The sequence below is a fragment of the Sabulicella rubraurantiaca genome, from assembly GCF_017355885.1.
GTDB lineage: Bacteria > Pseudomonadota > Alphaproteobacteria > Acetobacterales > Acetobacteraceae > Roseococcus > Roseococcus rubraurantiacus.
Genome location: NZ_JAFEUU010000008.1, coordinates 147,815 through 167,792 on the forward strand (window position 1 = coordinate 147,815; position 19,978 = coordinate 167,792).

The 19,978-nt window shown below is 64.7% G+C and carries 22 protein-coding genes and 1 pseudogene; 13 read left to right on the plus strand and 10 right to left on the minus strand.

Annotation, left to right across the window (positions count from 1 at the left end; all coding sequences use genetic code 11):
• The first annotated feature begins 722 nt into the window (after window positions 1-722).
• From JTJ31_RS15440 to JTJ31_RS15460, 5 genes are all read left to right on the plus strand, one after another.
• Entirely contained in the window at window positions 723-1,781 is a 1,059-nt protein-coding gene (locus JTJ31_RS15440) for a hypothetical protein (RefSeq protein ID WP_207539620.1), read from the plus strand.
• A gap of 116 nt (window positions 1,782-1,897) precedes the next feature.
• On the plus strand, window positions 1,898-2,800 hold the full coding sequence (locus JTJ31_RS15445; RefSeq protein ID WP_207539621.1) for a hypothetical protein: 903 nt from the start codon (window positions 1,898-1,900) through the stop codon (window positions 2,798-2,800).
• 20 nt (window positions 2,801-2,820) lie between these two features.
• A complete protein-coding gene (locus tag JTJ31_RS15450) occupies window positions 2,821-4,371 on the plus strand; it encodes a hypothetical protein (RefSeq protein WP_207539622.1) in 1,551 nt (516 codons plus the stop codon).
• A gap of 271 nt (window positions 4,372-4,642) precedes the next feature.
• Entirely contained in the window at window positions 4,643-5,158 is a 516-nt protein-coding gene (locus JTJ31_RS15455; protein WP_207539623.1) for a hypothetical protein, read from the plus strand.
• A 5-nt stretch (window positions 5,159-5,163) separates the two neighbouring features.
• Window positions 5,164-5,805, plus strand: a complete 642-nt coding sequence (locus JTJ31_RS15460) for an RES family NAD+ phosphorylase (RefSeq protein ID WP_207539624.1) — start codon at window positions 5,164-5,166, stop codon at window positions 5,803-5,805.
• A gap of 237 nt (window positions 5,806-6,042) precedes the next feature.
• On the opposite strand, the gene JTJ31_RS15465 is transcribed toward JTJ31_RS15460, so the two are convergent.
• Window positions 6,043-7,272 carry a hypothetical protein gene (locus JTJ31_RS15465; protein ID WP_207539625.1) on the minus strand — a complete coding sequence of 410 codons (1,230 nt, stop codon included), beginning with the start codon at window positions 7,270-7,272 and terminating at the stop codon, window positions 6,043-6,045.
• A 513-nt stretch (window positions 7,273-7,785) separates the two neighbouring features.
• Here JTJ31_RS15465 and JTJ31_RS15470 point away from each other — a divergent pair.
• Complete coding sequence (locus tag JTJ31_RS15470) at window positions 7,786-8,391, plus strand: hypothetical protein (protein WP_207539626.1); 606 nt, start codon at window positions 7,786-7,788, stop codon at window positions 8,389-8,391.
• A 118-nt stretch (window positions 8,392-8,509) separates the two neighbouring features.
• Here JTJ31_RS15470 and JTJ31_RS15475 read toward each other — a convergent pair whose 3' ends face one another.
• On the minus strand, window positions 8,510-9,565 hold the full coding sequence (locus JTJ31_RS15475) for an Ldh family oxidoreductase (protein WP_207539627.1): 1,056 nt from the start codon (window positions 9,563-9,565) through the stop codon (window positions 8,510-8,512).
• Between the two features lie 99 nt (window positions 9,566-9,664).
• Between JTJ31_RS15475 and JTJ31_RS15480 the strand changes: the two genes are divergently transcribed.
• The 6 genes and pseudogenes from JTJ31_RS15480 to JTJ31_RS15505 all read left to right on the plus strand — a co-directional run bounded on the left by JTJ31_RS15480 (window position 9,665) and on the right by JTJ31_RS15505 (window position 15,710).
• The gene (locus tag JTJ31_RS15480; protein WP_207539628.1) at window positions 9,665-10,627 is read left to right on the plus strand and encodes a Bug family tripartite tricarboxylate transporter substrate binding protein; all 963 of its coding nucleotides are present in this window, start codon (window positions 9,665-9,667) and stop codon (window positions 10,625-10,627) included.
• 11 nt (window positions 10,628-10,638) lie between these two features.
• Window positions 10,639-11,538: an SMP-30/gluconolactonase/LRE family protein gene (locus JTJ31_RS15485; protein ID WP_207539629.1), complete on the plus strand. Its 900-nt coding sequence runs from the start codon at window positions 10,639-10,641 to the stop codon at window positions 11,536-11,538.
• A 566-nt stretch (window positions 11,539-12,104) separates the two neighbouring features.
• Window positions 12,105-13,079 (plus strand): Bug family tripartite tricarboxylate transporter substrate binding protein, encoded by a 975-nt coding sequence (locus JTJ31_RS15490; RefSeq protein ID WP_207539630.1) that lies wholly within the window; start codon window positions 12,105-12,107, stop codon window positions 13,077-13,079.
• Between the two features lie 4 nt (window positions 13,080-13,083).
• Window positions 13,084-13,878 (plus strand): SDR family NAD(P)-dependent oxidoreductase, encoded by a 795-nt coding sequence (locus tag JTJ31_RS15495; protein WP_207539631.1) that lies wholly within the window; start codon window positions 13,084-13,086, stop codon window positions 13,876-13,878.
• Between the two features lie 150 nt (window positions 13,879-14,028).
• Window positions 14,029-14,211 (plus strand): annotated as a pseudogene (locus tag JTJ31_RS15500) (transposase); the annotation flags it as partial.
• Between the two features lie 677 nt (window positions 14,212-14,888).
• Entirely contained in the window at window positions 14,889-15,710 is an 822-nt protein-coding gene (locus JTJ31_RS15505) for a tripartite tricarboxylate transporter substrate binding protein (RefSeq protein ID WP_236020284.1), read from the plus strand.
• Between the two features lie 83 nt (window positions 15,711-15,793).
• On the opposite strand, the gene JTJ31_RS15510 is transcribed toward JTJ31_RS15505, so the two are convergent.
• The 7 genes from JTJ31_RS15510 to JTJ31_RS15540 form a co-directional block, all read right to left on the minus strand.
• Entirely contained in the window at window positions 15,794-16,333 is a 540-nt protein-coding gene (locus tag JTJ31_RS15510; protein ID WP_207539633.1) for a hypothetical protein, read from the minus strand.
• A gap of 29 nt (window positions 16,334-16,362) precedes the next feature.
• A complete protein-coding gene (locus JTJ31_RS15515; RefSeq protein ID WP_207539634.1) occupies window positions 16,363-16,776 on the minus strand; it encodes a hypothetical protein in 414 nt (137 codons plus the stop codon).
• Window positions 16,777-16,906: 130 nt separating this feature from the next.
• Complete coding sequence (locus JTJ31_RS15520) at window positions 16,907-17,194, minus strand: type II toxin-antitoxin system RelE/ParE family toxin (protein WP_207539635.1); 288 nt, start codon at window positions 17,192-17,194, stop codon at window positions 16,907-16,909.
• Entirely contained in the window at window positions 17,184-17,444 is a 261-nt protein-coding gene (locus JTJ31_RS15525; protein ID WP_207539636.1) for a type II toxin-antitoxin system ParD family antitoxin, read from the minus strand. The genes JTJ31_RS15520 and JTJ31_RS15525 overlap by 11 nt, the downstream gene beginning before the upstream one ends.
• A gap of 93 nt (window positions 17,445-17,537) precedes the next feature.
• A complete protein-coding gene (locus JTJ31_RS25390; RefSeq protein ID WP_408015424.1) occupies window positions 17,538-17,672 on the minus strand; it encodes a hypothetical protein in 135 nt (44 codons plus the stop codon).
• On the minus strand, window positions 17,621-18,466 hold the full coding sequence (locus JTJ31_RS15535; RefSeq protein ID WP_328805756.1) for an SOS response-associated peptidase: 846 nt from the start codon (window positions 18,464-18,466) through the stop codon (window positions 17,621-17,623). The genes JTJ31_RS25390 and JTJ31_RS15535 overlap by 52 nt, the downstream gene beginning before the upstream one ends.
• Window positions 18,467-18,478: 12 nt before the next feature.
• Complete coding sequence (locus JTJ31_RS15540; RefSeq protein WP_207539638.1) at window positions 18,479-18,655, minus strand: hypothetical protein; 177 nt, start codon at window positions 18,653-18,655, stop codon at window positions 18,479-18,481.
• A 183-nt stretch (window positions 18,656-18,838) separates the two neighbouring features.
• Between JTJ31_RS15540 and JTJ31_RS15545 the strand changes: the two genes are divergently transcribed.
• Window positions 18,839-19,216: a MerR family transcriptional regulator gene (locus JTJ31_RS15545; RefSeq protein WP_207539639.1), complete on the plus strand. Its 378-nt coding sequence runs from the start codon at window positions 18,839-18,841 to the stop codon at window positions 19,214-19,216.
• Between the two features lie 286 nt (window positions 19,217-19,502).
• Here the strand turns inward: JTJ31_RS15545 and JTJ31_RS15550 are convergent, their stop codons facing one another.
• Entirely contained in the window at window positions 19,503-19,913 is a 411-nt protein-coding gene (locus tag JTJ31_RS15550; protein WP_207539640.1) for a hypothetical protein, read from the minus strand.
• Window positions 19,914-19,978 lie beyond the last annotated feature (65 nt).

Here is a 19,978-nt window from a genome sequence, read left to right on the forward strand (position 1 = left end):
GAGGGGTGCTTGGCCGCCCTTCTGGATGACGTCGTAGCCTGGGCCCCTGGTCCTCCGATATCGGCTTCCTGAGAGAGAAAAGGCTGGAGGCAAGGAAGGAGACGGGGCTTTGGGCGCGAGCTTGAGAAGGGTCTGACCAGCGACGGATGTGTCACGGCGTGCGACGCCGCGCTGCCATGAAGCCCGCACTCTTCCTGGGAATTTCGGTACTGGCTTTTGGCTAATCGTCCGATCGTCCGTCCGTCCGTCGGCACGCTCATCCGCCGGGCGATGCAGCAGCAAATCTTGGTGAAGGGCATCCGGTGCGTTTGTGCCCAGCGATGCGTGCTGTTGGTGGGGAGAGCATGCGGGTGGCGGCGAAGTATGTGCACATGGGCGCCTCCTTGTCGGATATGCCGGGGAGTGAAGTGCGAGCCGCTTGCTCCTTGTTTGAGGCGTGCTGGCTCTGGGGTGGCGATAGCGGCCACGAAAAAAACCACGTTGTGCTGGCGACCCTTTCCCGTGTGATGCGGCGTGCGAGCAAACAAAGAAGCGACGAGCGGCCAGGCTGAAACCCCGGCAAGTCAACGGTTCCAGCTTCTTCTTCTCAGCGTAATCGCCCGATCGTCAGTCCGCACGTCGGCTGGTTCTGCGCCCCAACCGCCAGCAGATTTGTGATGCGACGTTTTGCTATCCATTTCCTCAACAAGCTCTGCGTGGGCTGGGAATTGAGGATCAGGCACATGGCTGAGGAAGCTGCGCCGCTTATCATGCGAACGGCCGACCGTCGTGAATTCATCGAAGGCGCGCTTGATCGCGAAAAGCCCGAAGAGATCTCGACCTATTTCCGGCGGTACTGGCCGGACCAGGCTGGCGTCTGGTTGTCCGGCCTGGATTTGGTGCTTGGGCAAGCGGTGAACATCGCCCGTGAGCGCGACCCGGGCCGGGCTCTCATTGTCGGGAGCAAGACCGTTCTTTGGCTGACACCACTCATTGATGACATGCAGGCCGAAGATGTGTTGGCCGAGGAGGTCAACGCACTGATCACCGAACGCCAGCGAATGATCTACCACCAGCTCGGGGTGGAGGAAGAGCCGGGGATGAGCCTCGTCACCTATACGAAGGGGCGGAGCGAAGCGAACCGCGTCTTCAAGGGAAGGAAGACGCGCGCGAAGGCGTACAAGGCCAGCCCGTCGCTGATTTCCGACATTCCGCTCTGCCCCGCTCGGGCACGGCAGGCTCTGCTCGATGCCATCCGGGGTGTTCGTGCGAAGGAAAGTCGGCAGCTCCGTGAAGCCAACGCCAAGCTGTCGTCGCGCTTCGACGTGGCCCTGGCGAGCCGCAACGTGAAGGCCGCTGCGGCTGATCGGCGCTCGGCGGGTGGTGGCGTTGGGGGTTCATCAGCTGCGCCGCATTCGACCTCTAACCATGAATTTGGGTCTGGAAATGGGACGACTATTTCCCTTTCGAGTGTCGAGCAATCTGAGAAGGGAAAGCGACCGGAGGCAGTGCCTTCGAAGGAAGAGGACCAGGACGATGGTGATGCCGAGACGCCGGTGATGCTCATCCAGGAAGGCGGGGTGCTGGGCAAGGGCATTTCTGGCGGATTTCAGATGCCGAGTATCACCCGGCTCAGCAAGGAGCAGCGAGAGGAGGCCCGAAAGAATGAAGAGGAAGCAGACGAGCAAGCGAAAGCACGGCTGTCTGCTGCATCAGGGAGCACCGTGGAATGCGCTGATCCCGATTTGTCGCCACTGAAAGGAAAATCGCTTGTCCAGAAATCCTCCAACGCCAGCCCCTAAGGCGGGCCAGATCATCATCTGCCTCGTACGACGGGGAGGAGCGGGAAAGTCAATTCTACCGAGCCGCTGAACAGCAGCCGGTGCACGTAACGCCAATCCATTGAAGGAGAAGTTCCATGAAGCCTAACTCTTCAACGGCCCAAATCGTGACCAAGCCGAAGGTCGTCATCGTCATCAACCGCCGCGGCGGCGGAACCAAGACCACGCTCTCCTGCGCCTTGATCGACGCCTTCCTGGAGGGGAAGATCGAGGTCGCTCTGGTCGAAGCCGAGCAGGACGAGCGTATCACCCCGCTCTACAAGGATCGGATCGACTGTGCCTATCTGCCCTTCAATGCCGAGACCGATCGGCAGCTGCGGGCGGACGCGAAGATCCTGGCCCGGTTCTGGGACAAGGGCGCCTCGTTCATTGGCGACAGCGTTGAGGCCGGTAAGTCGGTGGTGATGGATACCGGCTCCAACTCCGACATCCGCTTCGCGGAGTGGCTAAAGGGGGGCGGCAAGGACGAACTCAACGACCTCGATGCCGAGATCCATCTCGTCGTCCCGCTCTCGACGGACGGAGACACGATCAAGGGCGCAATGGCTTCGCTGAAGCTCGTCCTGCCGCACCTTCCGAATGCGAAGGTCACGCTCGCCCTTTCGGCCCCCGTCGAGCGACTGATGGTTCCCAACGATAACCCCGGCCTCGGGGAGCTGCTGCGGTCGTATTCGAAGCACGCGTCGCGCGCGGTCCGCTTTCCGATCGGAACGTCCTCTCTCATGTCGATGAAGGAGGTTCAGACGCGGCGCCATAAGGATGTCTCGCGCATGACCAAGGTGGAGTTCATCCAGGCGCTCGGCTTGGAGAACACCCGCGAGAATCGGCTCGAGGTTGGCCGGGAGATCGAGGAGTTCCGCGTGTGGTGGCAGGATGAAGTGGCGGCCGCTGGCGTGATCATCGGCACGGTCGAGGGCGAGAAGAATGGCTTCGCCCTGCTCCCTAAGAAGAAGCAGGAGCCCAAGGACGCGGCGGCCTGAGGTGAGAAGGAGTCGTGACGATGTCGAGCGACCGAAAGAGTGTCAGCTCACCCCACGCTGCTCAACCGGCCCCCCGGCGGATTCCCGCCGGGGGCGCTGGCGTACCGGCGCCTCGGCGGGCCAAGGATGCTTTCCAGTGGGAGGAAGAGAGCAACGCGCTGTGGCGGGCTCATCGGGAGGAGTATCTGCGCGATAGCAACGATGAGGCCCTCGCCCTGGCCTCCATGCCGCTGGATGCGCGCAAGGATGCGTTTGAGAAGGTCAAGCGGAACCTCGCCCCTTTGGACCGGGAGCGCGTCAAGTGGACGATTGACCGTCCTGAAGACGTTCCGATGTTGGATGATGGGGCGTTTCCGGAGCTGGACCGCACGTACTGCGAGAGTCTGCTAGGGGCGGTGCAGGATTCGGATGCGCGATTGGTCCTGCGGTTCCTGCTCGACCGGGACGAGGCAATCACAAGCCCTCCTGAGCACCTGATCAAAACAATGGCGACGGCCAAGCCGGCCGGGGTGTGGTTTCCGCGGGCGGTTTTGGAAGGAAGCGAAGCGCGAGCCCTGATCGAATGCATTCGCGTGCACCGGCTTCTGGAGAACCGGCTCAAGTTCGCCCTGGAGGGCGAGGTTCTGGACCAATTGTCGCATTCGGATGCCTTGACGCTTTTGTGTGCACTGGCGCCGCCTCGGGAAAGCGGACATCCGGCAAGGGAGCCGAAGCTCCTTGGCGGCCTCTTGCGCCGCGTTGCGCCGTTTGAGGGTCTGCTGCATCGGTATTCCGAACCTTATCGGTTCGCACAGGCCCGGCCCAAGAAGTCTCTTCCGATGCAGATGCTCGCCTTCCTGCGCCACGTGCCGGCGAAGTTGGCTGTCCACGAGGACGTCCCTTCCGAAGAGCGGATGGAGATGGAGCAGGCTGATCTGAAGACGGAAGAACAGGAAATCCACGACGCGCTGTGCAAGGCGGATGCTGGTCCGGCGCCCGCCTTCCTGAGTGCATGGCTTCGCCACAGCCCTCGCCTGCATTTCACGCAAAGTGCGGATTGGCGGAAGCGGGTCGAATTCCGGGTGGCCCAGGCCTCACTGGCTGCGGAGATGACTGCGGCTGAGGCTGCGATCCTCGGGGTGGCCTGGGAAATTTTGGGTCTCACGACACCCGAAGGTCGCTTCCAGCTCGGCCCGGTCACCAAGTCTTGTGGCAAGAAGTGGTGGAAGGGGAGCGACGGCCCTGTCCTGCTCGGCAGCTATCTCGCGGCCGTTCGACAGTGGCACTACCAGGACCCGATCTGGGGCCCGGTGCTTCGAGAGATGCTGGAGGCTGCGGAGGCATCGCATAAAGGGTGGATGCGGCGGCTGACGGCGGTGCGGTCATTGCGACGCACGTTCGAGAAGACGGTGGGACGTCAGTTCGACGACTATGAGGTGGCTTTGTCCCGGGCCTCCACCGTCTCCGAGACTCTGGGCACTCAGATGGCTTGGGGCGTGCGGCGGGTCGAAGCCCAGATTTCGCGCCTTGATGAGGAGACTGCGCTTTCAAACCAAAAGGAGGCGAAGGGTCCCGGCGCGCCTTGGGCCTAAACCCAGGTTCGCCTTGCGGGAACCCCGACCCCTCCTTATGTATTAGAGGGCTAAATGAACTTAGAGGTCTAAGAGCATGGCCGAGTTGGGGCGCGAGGCGGGAGCCAAGAGCGGAAAGGCCCGATCGAAGGCAGACTCCCTCAAGGCGGGCGGGACCCGAAAGGCTGGGGTGCGGGACAAGGCGCCCGGTCGAGGCACCCCCCTTGCTCTCATCCGTCGCGGTGGCCCTGAGGGCGCAATCACGCAGCGTCTCAAGCCCGAATACTCCCGAGTGATCCAACAAGCTGTGGCGGCCGCCGAGAGGTTCGGCCCCGAGGCGGTCGAGCGCACGCTGGATCAGCTGCAGCAGATCCCACCCGAGGCCGGGATTTCCGACAACCTTCCTGCGAGTGTCACCGAGCGCTGGGCCGAGATCCGGAAGGACTGGCTGCGCCGCCACCGGTCCCTGACGGCCGCCGAGATCGCCGCCCTGGTCGGCAGCGAGACCGCCAACCCGTCAGCCCTGCTTAATGGCTGGGTCAGCGCGAAGCGCGTGTTCTTTGTCCAGGACGGGGCAAAGCGCCTGTATCCGGAATTCCAGCTCGGACCGTCCGGCCAGCCCAAAGAAGTCTTCCGCTCCCTGATCACGGCGCTCCAAGGCAAGCGCGACGGCTGGCACCTCGCCATCTGGCTCACCAAGCCGAATCCCGAGTTCGGGCACTGGCAGACGCCGCTTGAGATGCTGGACCGCGACCCGGAGGCGGTCGTCGCTGCGGCCAAGCGCGAGGCGCAGGAGGCGGTCCTCTAGCTGCCATGCTGGTTCCCGATGCCCCTCCCTCGCCCTTGCCGAGGTTCGGCGAGCGCGTCCTGCCGGCCGGCACCCGTCTGTGGCGCCTGCACCGGTCCGCCTTCCGGGCCGGTGAGTTCAACCCCTGCCTGGGTGCCCCCAGCCGCTTCGCGCCGATCTGGGATCGAAAGGGGCGGTGCATTCCGACCCTCTACGCCGGCACGGGCCAGGTGGCGGCCGCCTTCGAGACGGTGTTCCGGGACCTGCCGCCCCTGCCCGCCCTCCGTCAGGTCTTCCTGCGGGACCTCGCCGTGTTTTCGTTGAGCAAGTTGGTGACGACCCGCGACCTGAAGTTGGCGCCATTCTTCAACGGCACTCTTGCATTGATCGGCCAGGGGCGGGAGTCGATGATTGAGTGCCACGGTGCGGCGGCGTATCAGCGGACGGCGCGGTGGGCCGAGGCCGTGGCGCGGGACCTGCCCGAGTTTGATGGCGTCATCTGGACCTCTCGCCAGCACGACGAACAGCAAGCGGTTCTGCTTTTCCGTCCGCGCTTCCGGCCTCGCGATCTCGTGAGGCGTGCCACCTGGAGGCTCGACCGCGGCAAGGGCCGCGATTGGATCATCCGGCTGGCGGGCGACTACAGGGTGGACCTGATCCCCGACTGACGCTTGGGCTTCGGCCCTGCCGTCCACTTCGGCAGGCGTCCTCCGGCGGTAGGTTTTCGGTGCGGCCCGCCTGCCCTGTTGCTGTCCTCACTGCAGGGAGGCGGTCCTCTGGCGAAAGGCCCCTCGAGCCGATCATGGCTTCGAGCAGGCTGTCCTGAAGGCCGGGCCAATCTTCTTCCGATTTGGCAATGGCCCAGAGGTGAGCGGGGCAGCACCGGATGCGCCGCCCCGCTTCCGTTACGCGCTGGGAGCGCGGCGCCGGGCTCCCCACACGCCCAGCGAGGCGAGGAGCAAGAGGCTCAGCCCGGCCGGCGCCGGCACCGGCGCTGGCCCGTTCGGCAAGATGGGAGTCTGGCTGCCGTTAAACTGCCCGGCGCCGGTGAAGCTCAGACCGGTGATGAAGGCCTCAAACAGGCTGGAGTTGATGCCTGTCACGGTGAACTTCGACACGCCGCCGGCCGGGAAGAAATACTCCACCCCGCCCAGCACCGTCTCCAGGAAGCTCAGCCCGCCCCACATGAAGGAAAGCTGATAGGGAGAGGTCTGCTCATCGGGCAGCAGGACCGAGGCGAAGTTGGGGTCGCCCGCGCCGATCTCGTAGACGTAGCCTGTCGCGGGGATGGGATCGATATAATAGATCTGGCTTGGCTGGACCGGAAAGTCGAAGACCTTCGCGCCGTTCACCACAGCGGTCGGCAGGTAGACTTGCAGGTTGCCCGTGTTCGTCGTCGTGAAGTCAGCATAGACCCGCGACAGGGCATGAACGTTGGTATTGTTCAGGTTGGTGTTGCTGCCGTCGCGCGTCTGCAAGAGGCTGATCTCGATGGTCTTCTTGCTCGACGTGTTGATGTCATAGCCGGCCGGCACACTGCCCGGCGACAGCTGACTCAGGATTTGCTGCAGGCTGAGGGACGTCACCGTGGACGCTATGTTTCGAGAGAAGATCTGCCCATTTGGGTTGTTCGGATTGAGCAGTCCCTGGTCGTAGATGTTGACCCGGTAGCCATTCACGGTGGTGCCGGGCGGTGGCGCCCAGCTGAAGACGGAGTTGGTGCCCGTTCCGTTCACGGCGACGCTCTGCACGAACGGCGTCTGGGTGGCACCTTGGGGAATGGCCGCGGTGGTTCGCGTCGTGGTGCCGGTTCCGTCGCTGAAGCTCAGCGACCAGCTGCCGCGCAATGCCGGATTGTCGAACACGAGGCGGTTGTACAGCGCCCCGATCGCGGGAGCGCCATTGTAGTTCAGATCCCGCGTGAAGGGGTTGCCGGTGCTCAGGTTGGTCGTGCTGCCCTGGGCAAAGCCACCGTTTGCAGGGAGGAGTTCGGTTCGGATCGTTTCTAGACTGCTGCTGGTTCCATTGGGCCCTGTGACGGACGTGACGGTGGCACCCACCCGGATGTACTGGCCGCTCGCGGCACTGATCGTATTCGTGCCGACATTGTAGAGCTGCTCGAAGGGGGAAATCACAGTGGGCGCTGCCTGCCCAGGACGAGGGGCCATGACAGCCGTGCTGCAAAGCAAAACGAAGAGTGCGGCAGACGACCAAGGTGGGCGCCCACTTTCGCGAAGCAGGGATTTGGAGGCCATCGGGATCCTCTCGGAATCTCAAAACGTGGGCCCGGCGCGAAAAGCGAAGCAAATCGCATGCCAAACGATAAAAATATCCTAAATCAGCGCGCTGGCTTTTCGGGGCAATTGCCAAAAGTTCACTATGTCAAATTTGCCGACAATCACACATCGGCCGCCGCTCTCGTCACTTGGTGGTTGCCAACTGGCTTAGACGCAAAATCAGGAAAAGCAGGCTCGATGAATCTCATAAAGCCAGAGATTGCAGAATCGCGGGGTGTTCCGTGGACGGGAGCCGCTGTCCACAGGACAAATTGAGGTGACCTCCCTTACCTTTCAAAGTAACAAGGGCGCATGGCTGCTCCCTCCCCTTCCCCGTCATCCAAGACGAAGCCCTGGGATCTGCACCCGGCGTTGAGCGAGGATCGGCTTCGGCTCTGTGCCCGGCTGCTGGCGAATGCGCGCCGCGATGCGATCGCCCTCGCCAACGAGGACCTAGGCGACGATGCCTGGTCTGTGGGCTGTCGGGCGTTTTCTTTCTCGCGCCACCGTCTCCAGCGCGTGGCGGAGCAGAAAACCTACCCGTGGCTAAGGGTGCTGGACGAGGGCATGGCATTCACATTTCTCATCGGCACCGGGGCAGACGCCGTGCCCGTTCGTTTTTTTCGAGGCGATGCCGAGGCACCAACGGCTCGGACGCTTCGCCGGCTCGAGCAGGAATCCCAGCAGCTGACCCTGGCGCTCGGCGACCGGGCGGAAACCGGGCTGATGTTCCGCATGGCGGTTGAGACTGATACGAAAGGCCATGTCAGCCGGGTCGTGTTTCTCGCTTGCGAGGGCACAACGGATGAGCCGCGGCCCGTTTGCGCTTGGCCGGTGCCGCTGGAAATGCCGGAAATCGAGCGTGCCGGGCGGATGGCGCAGCTGCGGCTGATCCCTGACGACGGCTATCAGGGGCCCCAGGTCAGTGAGGCCGCGTCCCGTGCGAAGGGCGGGCGGCGCAAGGCTATCCTGGGCTGAGCCAGTTCCACGTCGCGCCCACGACGCCGTTCACCGAAGCATAGAATGCGCCGGCGCAGTCCCGCTTCGAGGGCACGCCGGCTTCGATGCTGTCAACAAGTTTGAAGGACAACTCTCCCTAGCGGGACGCGTACTCCGCGAGCGGCTTCGCAATCCCGAGCCTCGTGGCAGCAGTCTGCAAATCCGCTGCCGTTTGCTCGGGCAAAGTGATCCCTTCGATGCTGAAGCGCGCCTCGTTCCGTGCCTCAATCTCTCCCGGGTAAAATACCTCCTCGAAACCTTCGGCCAGCGGCACTGCCTTGGTCTCGGCCACCATGCGCTCCATGCGTTCGTTGAACGCCTCCAACGGCCCAAAAGCCGCGATGTTCAGCGCAAGCACCAGATGACCGCAGCGGCTGCGTTTGGCTGCTTGGTAGGGGCCGCTCACGTCGGCGAGGATACCGCTACCGGATAACACGCCGGACAGCACATCCATCATCATGGAGATGGCATAGCCCTTGTGCTCGGCCATAGGCAGGATCACGCCTTCGAGTGCGCGAACTGGGTCGGTTGTACGGCGGCCATCTCCATCGATGGCCCAATGGTCTGGGATGGGTTGGCCCTTTTGCCGTGCGAGGAAGATCTTGCCGCGAGCGACCACCGTATTTGCGATGTCGAGCATCATCGGCGCATGCCGCCCAGCCGGTGCAGCGATGGACCACGGATTGTTGCCCACGAGCTTGCGCCTTCCGCCCCAGGGCGCCATTGCTGGGCTGCCATTGGTTGTGAGCAGGCCAATACATCCTTGCTCCGCGGCCATGCGGGTGAAGTAGCCCAGGGCGCCATGGTGGTTCGAGTTGCGCACCGAGACTACGCCAACCCCGTGTGTCTGGGCGCGCCGGACCGCGTCCAGCATGGCCGCTCGCGTGGTGACTTGGCCGATCGCATCATGCGCCTCCCACAGTGCGATGGCCCCTGCATCCACGATCGGCTCCGGCTTGGCACGCCCCCGCATCGCGCCACTTGCCAGTCGGTCCAGATACCATGCCGCGCGCAGCACTCCATGGGAGCTGTGACCCCACAGGTCAGCACGCACGAGCGTATCAGCAACGAGCGCCGCATCGTCCGGGGAGACGTCTGCCGCACCAAAAAGGTCTGCGACAAACTGACGCAACGCGCCTGCGTGGATATGCATGAAAGGGTAATCCTGATCCTGAGCCGAGCCCTCGACGCTACGGGCGAGTATGCTAAGCAACAAGCATAAGGCCGTAGAGCCGACTGGAGGATGTTGTCCATGTTGCGACGCCGCGCCCTATTTGCTGCACCTCTTGTGGCCGGGACCGCCGCTCAGGCGCAGGAACGACCGTTTCCCGATGGTCCCGTCCGCATCGTCTCGCCTTACGCGCCCGGTGGGGGCACCGACGTCACCTCGCGGCTTATTGCACCTGTGCTCAGCGAATTCCTTGGCCAGCCAGTGTTGGTGGAGAATCGCGGCGGAGCCGGTGGTGCCCTGGGTGCCGCCGAGGTGGCCCGCTCGGCTCCAGACGGGCGCACTCTCCTGGTGGACGCATTAGGTCATGTGGTGAACCCGCACCTTCTTCGCGATCTTGCCTTCGACTACTCGGCTTTCGTGCCTGTCACGCAGATCACGCAGTTGGCACAGGTGCTCGTGACGCATCCCCGCACCCTGGCGAACGACTTGGCAGGGCTTGTGGCGCTCATCCGCTCCCGACCAGGCCAGCTCTCCTTTGGTTCTTCGGGCAACGCCACGGGCTCGCACCTGGCAAGCGTGCTGTTCTTGCGCGAGGCAGGGCTGGACATCCAGCACATTCCTTATCGCGGCGGCTCCGCTGCCATGCAGGACGTCCTCGCCGACAATGTCCTCTTCTCCTTCCCCACGGTGAATTCGGCGACGAGCCTTGTCCAGGACGGACGGCTGAAGGCGCTCGCTGTCGCGTCTGCCAACCGCGTGACGGCGCTGCCGAACGTGCCGACCTTCGTCGAGGCGGGCTTCCCAAGCGTGGTGGTGGATGAGTGGAACGGAATGTTCGCGCCGCCCGGCACGCCGCGCCACATCGTGGATCGCCTTCATGCTGGAGTGCGCCACGCGCTTGGCACGTCGGCAGTAGCACGCCGCTTTGCGGCTATAGGCGCTATTACGGTAGGCAGCGATCCCGACCGCTTCGCGGCTTTCGTGCGCGAACGCCGCGACGTCTATGGGCGCCTCGTCCGCGAGGCCAACATCACCATCGACTGACCGGAGACGCGATGTTCGCCCCACCCCCCGAGCTGACACTCGACATCTGGACTGAGCTTCCCAGCGAATTTCATTCTGCCGGCCGCGAGTCGGACTGGTTCTTTGGCAAAGACCATAAGACCCATTCTTTTCTCGAAGGTCCGGCCTTCGACGGTGGGGGCAATCTGTGGGTTTCCGATATCCCCTTTGGCCGGCTGTTCCGTATCTCGCCGGAGGGCAGATGGACCTTGGCCGCCGAATATGACGGTGAGCCGAACGGCCTAGCTTTCGATACGGAGGGAAGGCTCTTCATCGCCGACCATCGACGCGGACTGATGGTGATGGAGCGGCCGTCCTCTGGCGAGGTAAGGCCGTTTCTTCCGCGCCTCAAGCGCGAGGGCTTCCGCGGGCTGAATGACCTGATCTTTGATCGCGCTGGCGACCTGTACTTCACGGACCAGGGCCAAAGCGGCCTGCAAGATCCGAGTGGGCGACTGTACCGGCTGCGCCACGGCACTGGTCATGTGGATTGCGTGCTGGATCGAATTCCAAGCCCGAACGGCCTCGTTCTTTCGCCCGATGAGCGCCACCTTCTGCTGGCCGTGACCCGCGCGAACCAAGTGTGGCGCTTGCCGCTCCATGCTGACGGAACGACAAGCAAGGTCGCGGCCTTCATCCAGCTTTCGGGCGGCTTTGCTGGCCCAGACGGTCTCGCCATGCACCGGGACGGCCGCCTGGCTGTGGCGCATTGCGGACTAGGGTCAGTGTGGCTGTTCAGCCGATTGGGTGAGCCGGTGCTGCGTCTGCGTGCGCCGCGCGGGCTCTCCACCACCAACCTGTGCTTCGGCGGACCGGAGGGCCGCACCTTGTATGTGACGGAAAGCGATACCGGCACCATTCTTCGGGCAGAGATTCCGGGTGAGACACTTTGACATTCTGGCCGCCGCGGCAGATTGAGCCTTCCTCGGGGCTCTGGCCTTTGGCTGGCGGCGACCTGGTCGCCGAAGACGGGGCTCACGAAATGATTTGCGCATCGGCCGATGCAAATAGAATGGCTGCAGACCAACGAGGTTGAGTGGTCGGCCCAGCTGCGGCCTGTTCCGGTTGAGGCTTTGAGGACGTTTAGGCCGTAGCGCGTCCATCGTATGTGTAGCTGCGGCTAGGCTTCTTCGAGATGAGCACGCGGGCCTCGGCCCGCGGCTCGGAACTACCCACCCGCGCGGTTCACCGCGCCTTCCTCCCTCTCGCCTCCCGACGCCCCCGGCCGGGGTGGGTCCACCCGCTGGTGGCGGCCGGTCGGCACCCCACCCGCGGTGATCGCGGCGTTGAACGACGCCTTCCGCAAGGTTCTGGAAGAGCCAGCCGTGCGGCAGCGCATCATCGATATTGGCGCCGTTTCGGTAGGTGGCAGCCCGGCCGCCGCACCCTCAAATTGACAATCGGGGCCGCGCCGCTTTGCTTATGACTGGCCCCGCGAGAGGGCGAGGAGGAAAACACCGTGAAGAAGCGCCAGATCCTGCGCGCTGCTGCCGGCCTTGGACTGCTGGCCGCCCCCGCCTATGCGCAAGCGCCTTTCCCCAGTTCCAGCATCCGCATGGTGGTGGCGTTCCCGCCAGGTGGAAACACGGACATTTTTGCGCGCCTGTTTGCCGAGCCTTTCGGGCGGGCGCTCGGCCAATCCGTTGTCGTCGACAATCGCGGCGGGGCGGGCGGTCTCATCGGCTCGGGCGAGGTGCATCGCGCCCGACCGGACGGGTACACGTTGATCTTTCAAAGCCCGACGGCCGGGATCACCGGCCCACTCACACGTCGCGTGCCGCCCTTCGATCCCGTGACGGGGTTTTCGCACATCTCCATCCTCGGCATCACGCCGCTCGCCCTGGCGGTCAACCCACGGCTTGGCGTGAACAGCCTAGCCGAGTTGATTGCGATAATCCGCGCCCAGCCGGGCCGGCTCAGCTATGGCAGCTCGGGCATCGGCGGCGCCCCGCACCTCTCGACGGAGTTGCTGCGGATGCGGGCAGGCAACCTTGATGTGGTGCACGTGCCCTACCGAGGCTCCGGGCCGCTGACCCAGGATCTTCTCTCCGGCACGATCTCCTTCGCGGTGGACGCCTTCACGACGCTGCTGCCCCAGCACCGCGAGGGGAAGCTCCGGATCATCTCCGTCTTCGGCGAGCAGCGCGCAGCGGTGGTGCCTGAGGTGCCGACCGCGCGCGAGAGTGGCTTCGACATCGTGACCCGCATCGCCAACTACCTAGCCGCCCCCCCCGGCACGCCGCCGGACCGGCTGGAGCGCCTGGCCGCTGCCGCTCGCGCTGCGATGTCCACGCCCGAGATTGCCCGCGCGCTGGAGGACATCGCCTTTGTGCCCGTGACGGATTCCACGCCCGAACGCGCGACGCGCTTCATCGCGGAGGAGGCGGCGCTCTGGGCCCCCGTCATCCGCGCCGCCAACATCGAGATCGAGTGAGCGCATGTTCAAGCTTACGGACAAGGTAGTCTTCCTGACCGGCTGCGGCTCGGTCGGCCCCGGCTGGGGCAATGGCAAGTCGATCGCGGTGCTCTTTGCGCGCCAAGGGGCGCGCATCTTCGGCGTGGACATCAATGAGGCGGCGGCGCGCGAGACGCAGGCGATCATCCAGGACGAGGGCGGCACCTGCGAGATCGCGACCGGCGACGTCACGGATTCCACCGAGGTGGCGCGGCTGGTCGAGGCCTGCATGGCGCGCTTCGGCCGCATCGACGTGCTGGTGAACAATGTCGGCAAGTCCGAACCCGCTATCCCCGGTGAGATGGACGAGGCGCTGTGGGACAGCCAGCTCGCCGTCAACCTCAAGAGCGCTTTCCTCTGCTGCCACGCGGTGCTGCCGATCATGCAGAAGCAGGGAAAGGGAGCCGTGGTCAGCATCGCCTCGACGGCGGGCATTCGCTACACGGGCAAGCCCCAGGCGGCCTATTCGGCAGCCAAGGCGGGGCTGATCCATTTCAGCAAGACCACCGCCATTACCTATGCTCCGCGCGGTATCCGCATGAACTGCGTGCTGCCAGGCCTCATGTACACGCCGCTGGTGGCCAAGCTCGCCGAGCAATTTGCGGGCGGCGACCTGGAGGGGTTTGTGGCGAAGCGCAACGCCGCCGTTCCCATCGGCCAGATGGGCGAGGGATGGGACGTGGCCCATGCCGCGCTGTTCCTTGCTTCTGACGAGGCGAAATACGTGACCGCAACGGAACTCGTCGTCGATGGTGGGTTGACGGCTTCCACCCGTTGATTGCGGCACGCTGTCTAGAACCCGCTTCGAAGCGGGGGGCGATTGGATCTGAGGCGAGGTGAGCGGCGGCGGTCTGCAGCGTTCGAGGGGTGTCTGACGTCCTTCAAGCGCGTCGCTGATGCCAACACGGTCTGCGCCGAACTCGTGGGCCCAAAGCCGGGCCAGCGCGGCTTCGCCGTGCAGCCTCGGCGCTGGGTGATTGAGCGACCTTTGCCTGGACGGCGCGATGCCGTCGCCTCGCACGCGACCACGAAGCCACTCCCCAGCTCCGCCATCGCCTTCTTCGTGATTGCCGCAGCCACCGTCCTGCTCAGGCGCTTGGCAAGGACGTTACGAAGCGGGCTTTCAGTCGCGCGTTGCACCCACGATGACGCCATTCACCGAGGCATGAAAAGCGCCTGGGCGCTCACGCTCTTCCAGCGCCGCCGGCCAATCATTTACGGCTTCGGCCGTCACAGTCTCCGCTTCGGCCGCGCCTGTCGCAGGGCGTCACGACGGGATGAGCACGCGGGCCTCGGCCCGCGGCTCCAAAATACCCACCCGCGCGGTTCACCGCGCCTTCCGCCCTCTCGCCTCCCGACATCCCCCGGCCGGGGTGGGTCCACCCGGCGGGTAGAGGTCGAGGCGAGCCATCAAATCAATCCTGGAAGAAAGCGCGGCGGCCGGAGCCGCCAGCGCCCTCAGGCGGGGTTCTACGCGGCTATTCTTCAGGTTTTGGTTGAAGCACTTGATGCAGATGCGGAACACGCCCAGGCAATCCGGCCAAACCTCTTGGCAAAATCAGCGCAACCATGGCCTGATCAAAGGAGACCGGCGTCGCCAGACACGCCGGAAATACTCAGGGAGGTTCATCCATGTCACGGCTGACGCGCCGCTGTGCGCTTGCGACCCTTGGCGCCATGGGCAGCGCTTCCACGCTCTCCGTGCCCGCCCTAGGCCAGTCGCGTTTCCCTGATCGGCCAATTCGCCTCATTGTTCCATGGCCCCCTGGGGGTTCAACGGACGGCCAGATGCGCGCCATCGCGGAGGTCGCATCGCGGCATCTCGGCCAGCCAATCGTGATCGAAAACAAGCCTGGTGCGGCCGGCACGTTGGGCGCGCTTGCCCTGAAGGATGCAAGGCCCGACGGCTACACCTTGGCGCAGCTGCCGATCTCCGTCTTCCGCCTGCCGCACATGATGGACCGGCCCAACTTCGACCCGCTGAAGGACTTCACGTATGTCCTTCATGTCACAGGCTACTTGTTTGGTGTTGTCGTCCGTGCCGACAGACCTTGGCGGACCTGGCAGGACTTCCTCGCCTACGCCAAGGAGAATCCGGGCAAGGTGACCTACGGCAGTCCGGGCGTGGGCACCTCTCTTCACATCACGATGGAGCAGATCGCCCAGCAACTCGGGATCAACTGGACGCATGTCCCATTCCGCGGCGGTTCCGAGAACATGCAGGCCACCCTCGCGGGGACGATTGATGCCACGGCCGACTCCACGGGCTGGGCGCCCCTGGTCGAGGCCGGCAGGCTGCGTCTCCTTGTGGTCTGGAGCGCCGAGCGTTCGAAGCGCTTTCCCGAGATTCCCACGCTCCGCGAGACGGGCACCGACATCGTCTCCGCCTCTCCCTACGGCTTTGCCGGGCCGGCTGGAATGGATAGGGGAGTGGTCGAGATCTTGCACGATGCCTTCCACAAGGCGCTCTTTGACCCCACTCATCTGCAGGTCATGGAGCGCTTCGATATGGCGCCATGGTATCTGAACAGCGCCGACTACACCGCTTTCGCCGAGCGCCTCTACCGAGACGAAGGCGAAATGGTCCGCCGCCTCAACCTGCGCGTCTGACTAAAGAAAAGAATCGGGCGACGGGGAGGGGGAAAAGCCAATCCCCTCCCCGTCGCCGATGAAAAACAAGAGGGCAGAGAGGCTTAGCGCAAAGCTTGCGGCCCGGGCGCTCGGGTGTCGCGCGTGATCACGAAGAGGGCGATGTGCATGCGCGAGCGCCGCAGAGTCTCCACGAGCCATTCATTCGACCCCGCGAGGATCGTGCAGTTCGTCGCCGACGTGTGCGGATCCAGCGCATGGGCGGGAATGCCGTGCGCGGCCGAGGCGCGGGACGCGATCTGCGTGTGACCAGGCTGGACGCAAAGCACGGGCGCCGGTGTGGGCATGTTCGGCACGGCGCGTCGCATCAGCACCAGGATGTCCGTGGGCCAGGGCCCGGCATCGCGGGGTGCGGACTGACGGGCGGGTCGGGGCTGGGATGGCTGGGCCTGGGGGCGCGGCTGGGTGGCCGAAGGTGCGCCCTGTGTTCGGCTCTCCGCGCGCGGCGCGGTTTGCGGTGCCGGGGCTGCGGGCTCGCTGCGGCGGGCGGGAGCCATCTCGAACTCATCGAGACGAAGGGCTTGGGCTTGGGCCGAGGTCGAGACGGCAGGGGCAGCCAGCCCGGCGAGCAAGAGATGACGCATGCAGTTCGCTCCTGGTGGAATGAGAGGGGTCAGCGCGGCAGGCGGACGAGGCTGGAAAAGCCCTCGCCTTCGCTCCAGCCGGTGATGGCGCGCGGGATGGGCGGCTCGGAGGGTGGCAAGCTGGGGCGCTGGCTGGACGGCAGCCGGGCCTGATGCCGCGCGAGCGGGGCCACGACGGCCGGATCAGCGGGAATCGGCGGGGGCGGCTTCCAGCGCTCGCCGCCCGACCGGCCTGCCTCGCCCGTGGAAAGGCCAGAGGTGGTGCCGCCCCGCGCGCTGCGGCCGGAGCCGCCGGAGAACACGCCCAGTCCCCCTGTGTCCGCACCGGTGGCAGGAGAGCGCTGCGCAGGCGCGGAGGGGCCTGCGATCCAGGGATAGGGTTGAGCCGCCAGGGGCGATGAAAGCACGGCCAGGGCGGCCGCCAGCAGCAAGGGGCGAGGCATCAAGGTCTCCGTTCGGAGGCCGAAGTGTTCCCGCCTGACTGTTGCGCTAGACCAAGCCGTCAGTCCGCCGTGAACCTCTCTCGGGGCTGTGGGTGGCAAGACGTCTGGCCTTTCGGGCAAGGCATCGGCTTCACAGCAGCTGCTCCCAGTCCCGCCGTCCTTGGAGGACGCGCACGATCAGAACCCCTTCCCTGTCGATCAGATAGACAATGAGATGTGACTGGTAGGGGTGCAGGCGAACTGACGGGTCGAGTTCGCGCCGCTCACGAGCCATACGCGGGTTCGCAGCGATCAGTTCGAAGGCAGCGATCAGACCTGCATGGTAGCGCTCGGCCTGCGTCAGCCCGAATTCTTGGTACCCGCGAACATAGACGGCGATGATGTCATCATCTGCCTGAAGCGTCGTTCTATACGCCATGATCCCGCGAGGCTTTGGTGGCTTGGTCTCGCGCCGCTTCCAAGATCTCGGATGCAGACCGAGGGCTGACGCCGCTGTTGATGCCCTCCGTGACCAGCGCCTGCAATTCGGCCAGGTGGTCCGCCCGCTCCTGGTCCCGGCGGATCAAATCGCGCACGTAATCGCTCGCGTTGCTGTAGCGCCCCGTTCTGGCCTGTGCCTCGACCCAATCCTTCATCGCATCGGGCAGAGAAACATTCATCGTCGCCATGGCAGCCTCCGTCCGCTTTCATGGCAAAGATTGGCAAAATTTGTCAAAGGTCAAGTTTCCCCTGGTGCCCTCCCAGGGAGCCCATGAAGCCTCTCAACAGGGCTTCAGAACGATGAGCTTTTGGGCGGGGCGGGTAATACCGGTATAAAGCCAGCGCTTGAACTGCTCGCGGTCCGTCACTTGGCCGAAGCGATTGCGCTCACCAGGCGGGTCGAGCACGAGCCCCACCGAGCCGAAGCCAGAACCTTGGGCCTTGTGCACCGTGGCGGCGTAGCCCCAGCTGACTTCGATGGCGCCCAGCGCCACGGCCACGCGGGCGTCACGGCGGAGAAGCTCGGCCGAAATCGCCTTCTTCTCGGCCAGAGCCTCGTCCTCGAGGATACGCCGGGTGTGCGGTTCCCCTTCGACACGATCATCATCTCCGCGTCCGGCAGCGGCCGCTGCAGCGCCTTGGCCTCTTCCCAGGGCGCTTCCAGCCAAGTCTCCATCTCCTCCGGCTTGCTCAACAACACCGGCATGGCCTTGGGATGGATGGAGCCAACGACGTCGTTCGCGTCACAGGTCAGAAAGCCATAAAGCTCGTGCTCGCCCTCAACAGGGCTCGACTTCGGCCCGCGCGTGCCAGTCCAGGTCGTCCAGATCCCGGCAAAGGAGAAGGGCGGCCTGTCTTCCGACAAGGCGAACCAGACAGGCGTCTTCTTGGGCTTGGTGTCCTCCCACTCGGCGAACGAGGTCATCGGCACCAGGCAGCGGTGAGCGGGCCCAAGCCAGCGGCGCCAGTGCGGGCTGCCGGTGTTGCGGATGTTGGTCACGGGGTGGCCACCATATTGCTGGGGGCCGGGCATGCCCCAACGCATCATCGTCATCTCGCGATCGCCGCCCTCCAGCCGTCGCACCACGGGCGCCATGGAGTCCGGGTAGATGGACGGCAGCGACGGTAGGTTTCCGGTGCGGTCGCGGCTCACCCGCATCAGCTCGACCAGCGCCCGCTGATTGCTGCTCATGCTGTAGAGATTGCACACCCCCCTGCCCTCTCAGCCCCGCTTCTTTGGCCGCTTTCTGCCCGTTGCCGGCTTGCCGCTCTTGGCCGCGGCGGAGATCTGGCGCTTGGCCTGCGCCGTCATGATGCCCCGAGCCGCACCCGCCCAGGCATTGGCGGCGCTCAGGGCCAAGCTGAGAAAGGGGTTCTTTTTGGTCCAGGGCTTCGCCATGCGTCCCTAAGCAACCCCCAGGGCCGCCAGTTTCCCCGATGGCTGATCTGCGCCGCAGGCTCCTCGCCCCAGCTTCCAGGGGAATACCTCCTCCTTCTGGCAAAGATTCGCATTCCGGCGCATCGGAAGGTCTGTCTCGTGCGTTTCGGAAAGAAGATGGAACTGAGCAATGAGGGCAGAAGGATGAACATCAAAGAGGCGTCAGAGCGCAGCGGCGTGTCCGCGAAGATGATCCGCCACTACGAGATGATCGGCCTACTCCGTGCCGAGCGGCGCCCGAACAATTATCGCACCTACACGTCAAGGGAGATTTCGGTGCTGCGCTTCATCCGGCACGCCCGGGACTTGAACTTTCCGCTTGCCGAGGTGAAGCGGCTCTTGGGTCTCTGGCAGGACGACCAAAAGGCGGCTGAGGAAGTGCGGACTGTCGCCATGGAGCAGGTCGAGGTTCTGGAGGAGAAGGCGCAGTCGATGCGAGCCATGGCGAAGGCGCTGCGCGATCTGGCCGAGACGATCGCATCCCAGGAAAAGCCCGACGTGCCACGCTTCGAGGTGGCCTAACTCGACATCTCAAGCATCGGCCTAGCGACCTCAACCAGTCTGCCGCTTGTTTGCCGTGGATCAAAGCGGTCCCGTTAAGTAGCTGCAGCTAAGTGCGGGACGAGATTCTCCTGCGTCGTCGTTCCGGGTGCAAGCGACAGCGCCCGTAGCGCATGGACGACAGGGGCACGCAGTGTGCAGCTTTGCGTTGGGCCCGAAGCCGATGTCAGCGAGGTGTCCTGACCGTGCACTCCGAGACGAGAAGGTCCGGGCTGGCTCCGCACCAGCCCGGACCTGATTGGGCGGCTCACCGGCTGGCAAGACGCCGCTGAAGGCCGCGCTGCTGGAGAAGGCTGCCATCACCGTTCATCGTGACCAGGGCGCTGGGCCGCGTGCCCGAAGGCACCCACACCACCTCGGCGCGGCCGTCGCCGGAGGTGAAGACATGGGCGACCATGCCGGTCTGGCCCCGCTGCTCGTATTGCGGCTCCAGGTAGGTGAAGGAGCGGTTCTCCTCCTCGAAGCGGGCGATGAGGTTGCCGCCGCCAACGGCGTTGCTGGGCGCGGCCGAACCGTAGTCGATGCTCGAGTCTTCGGCTCCATGGTTCATGCAGGGGCAGGATTGCGCGACGGCCGTACCGGTGCCGAGAAGCGCCGCGATGGCGGCAGACCGGGCAAGGGCCAGCGGCAAGGCATAGATCAGGGAATAGGCGTTCATTTGAGCCTCCCTTGCGAAGCTGGCCGGTGCATCCGGACTATCCGAATGCTTCATTCAAGCCATTC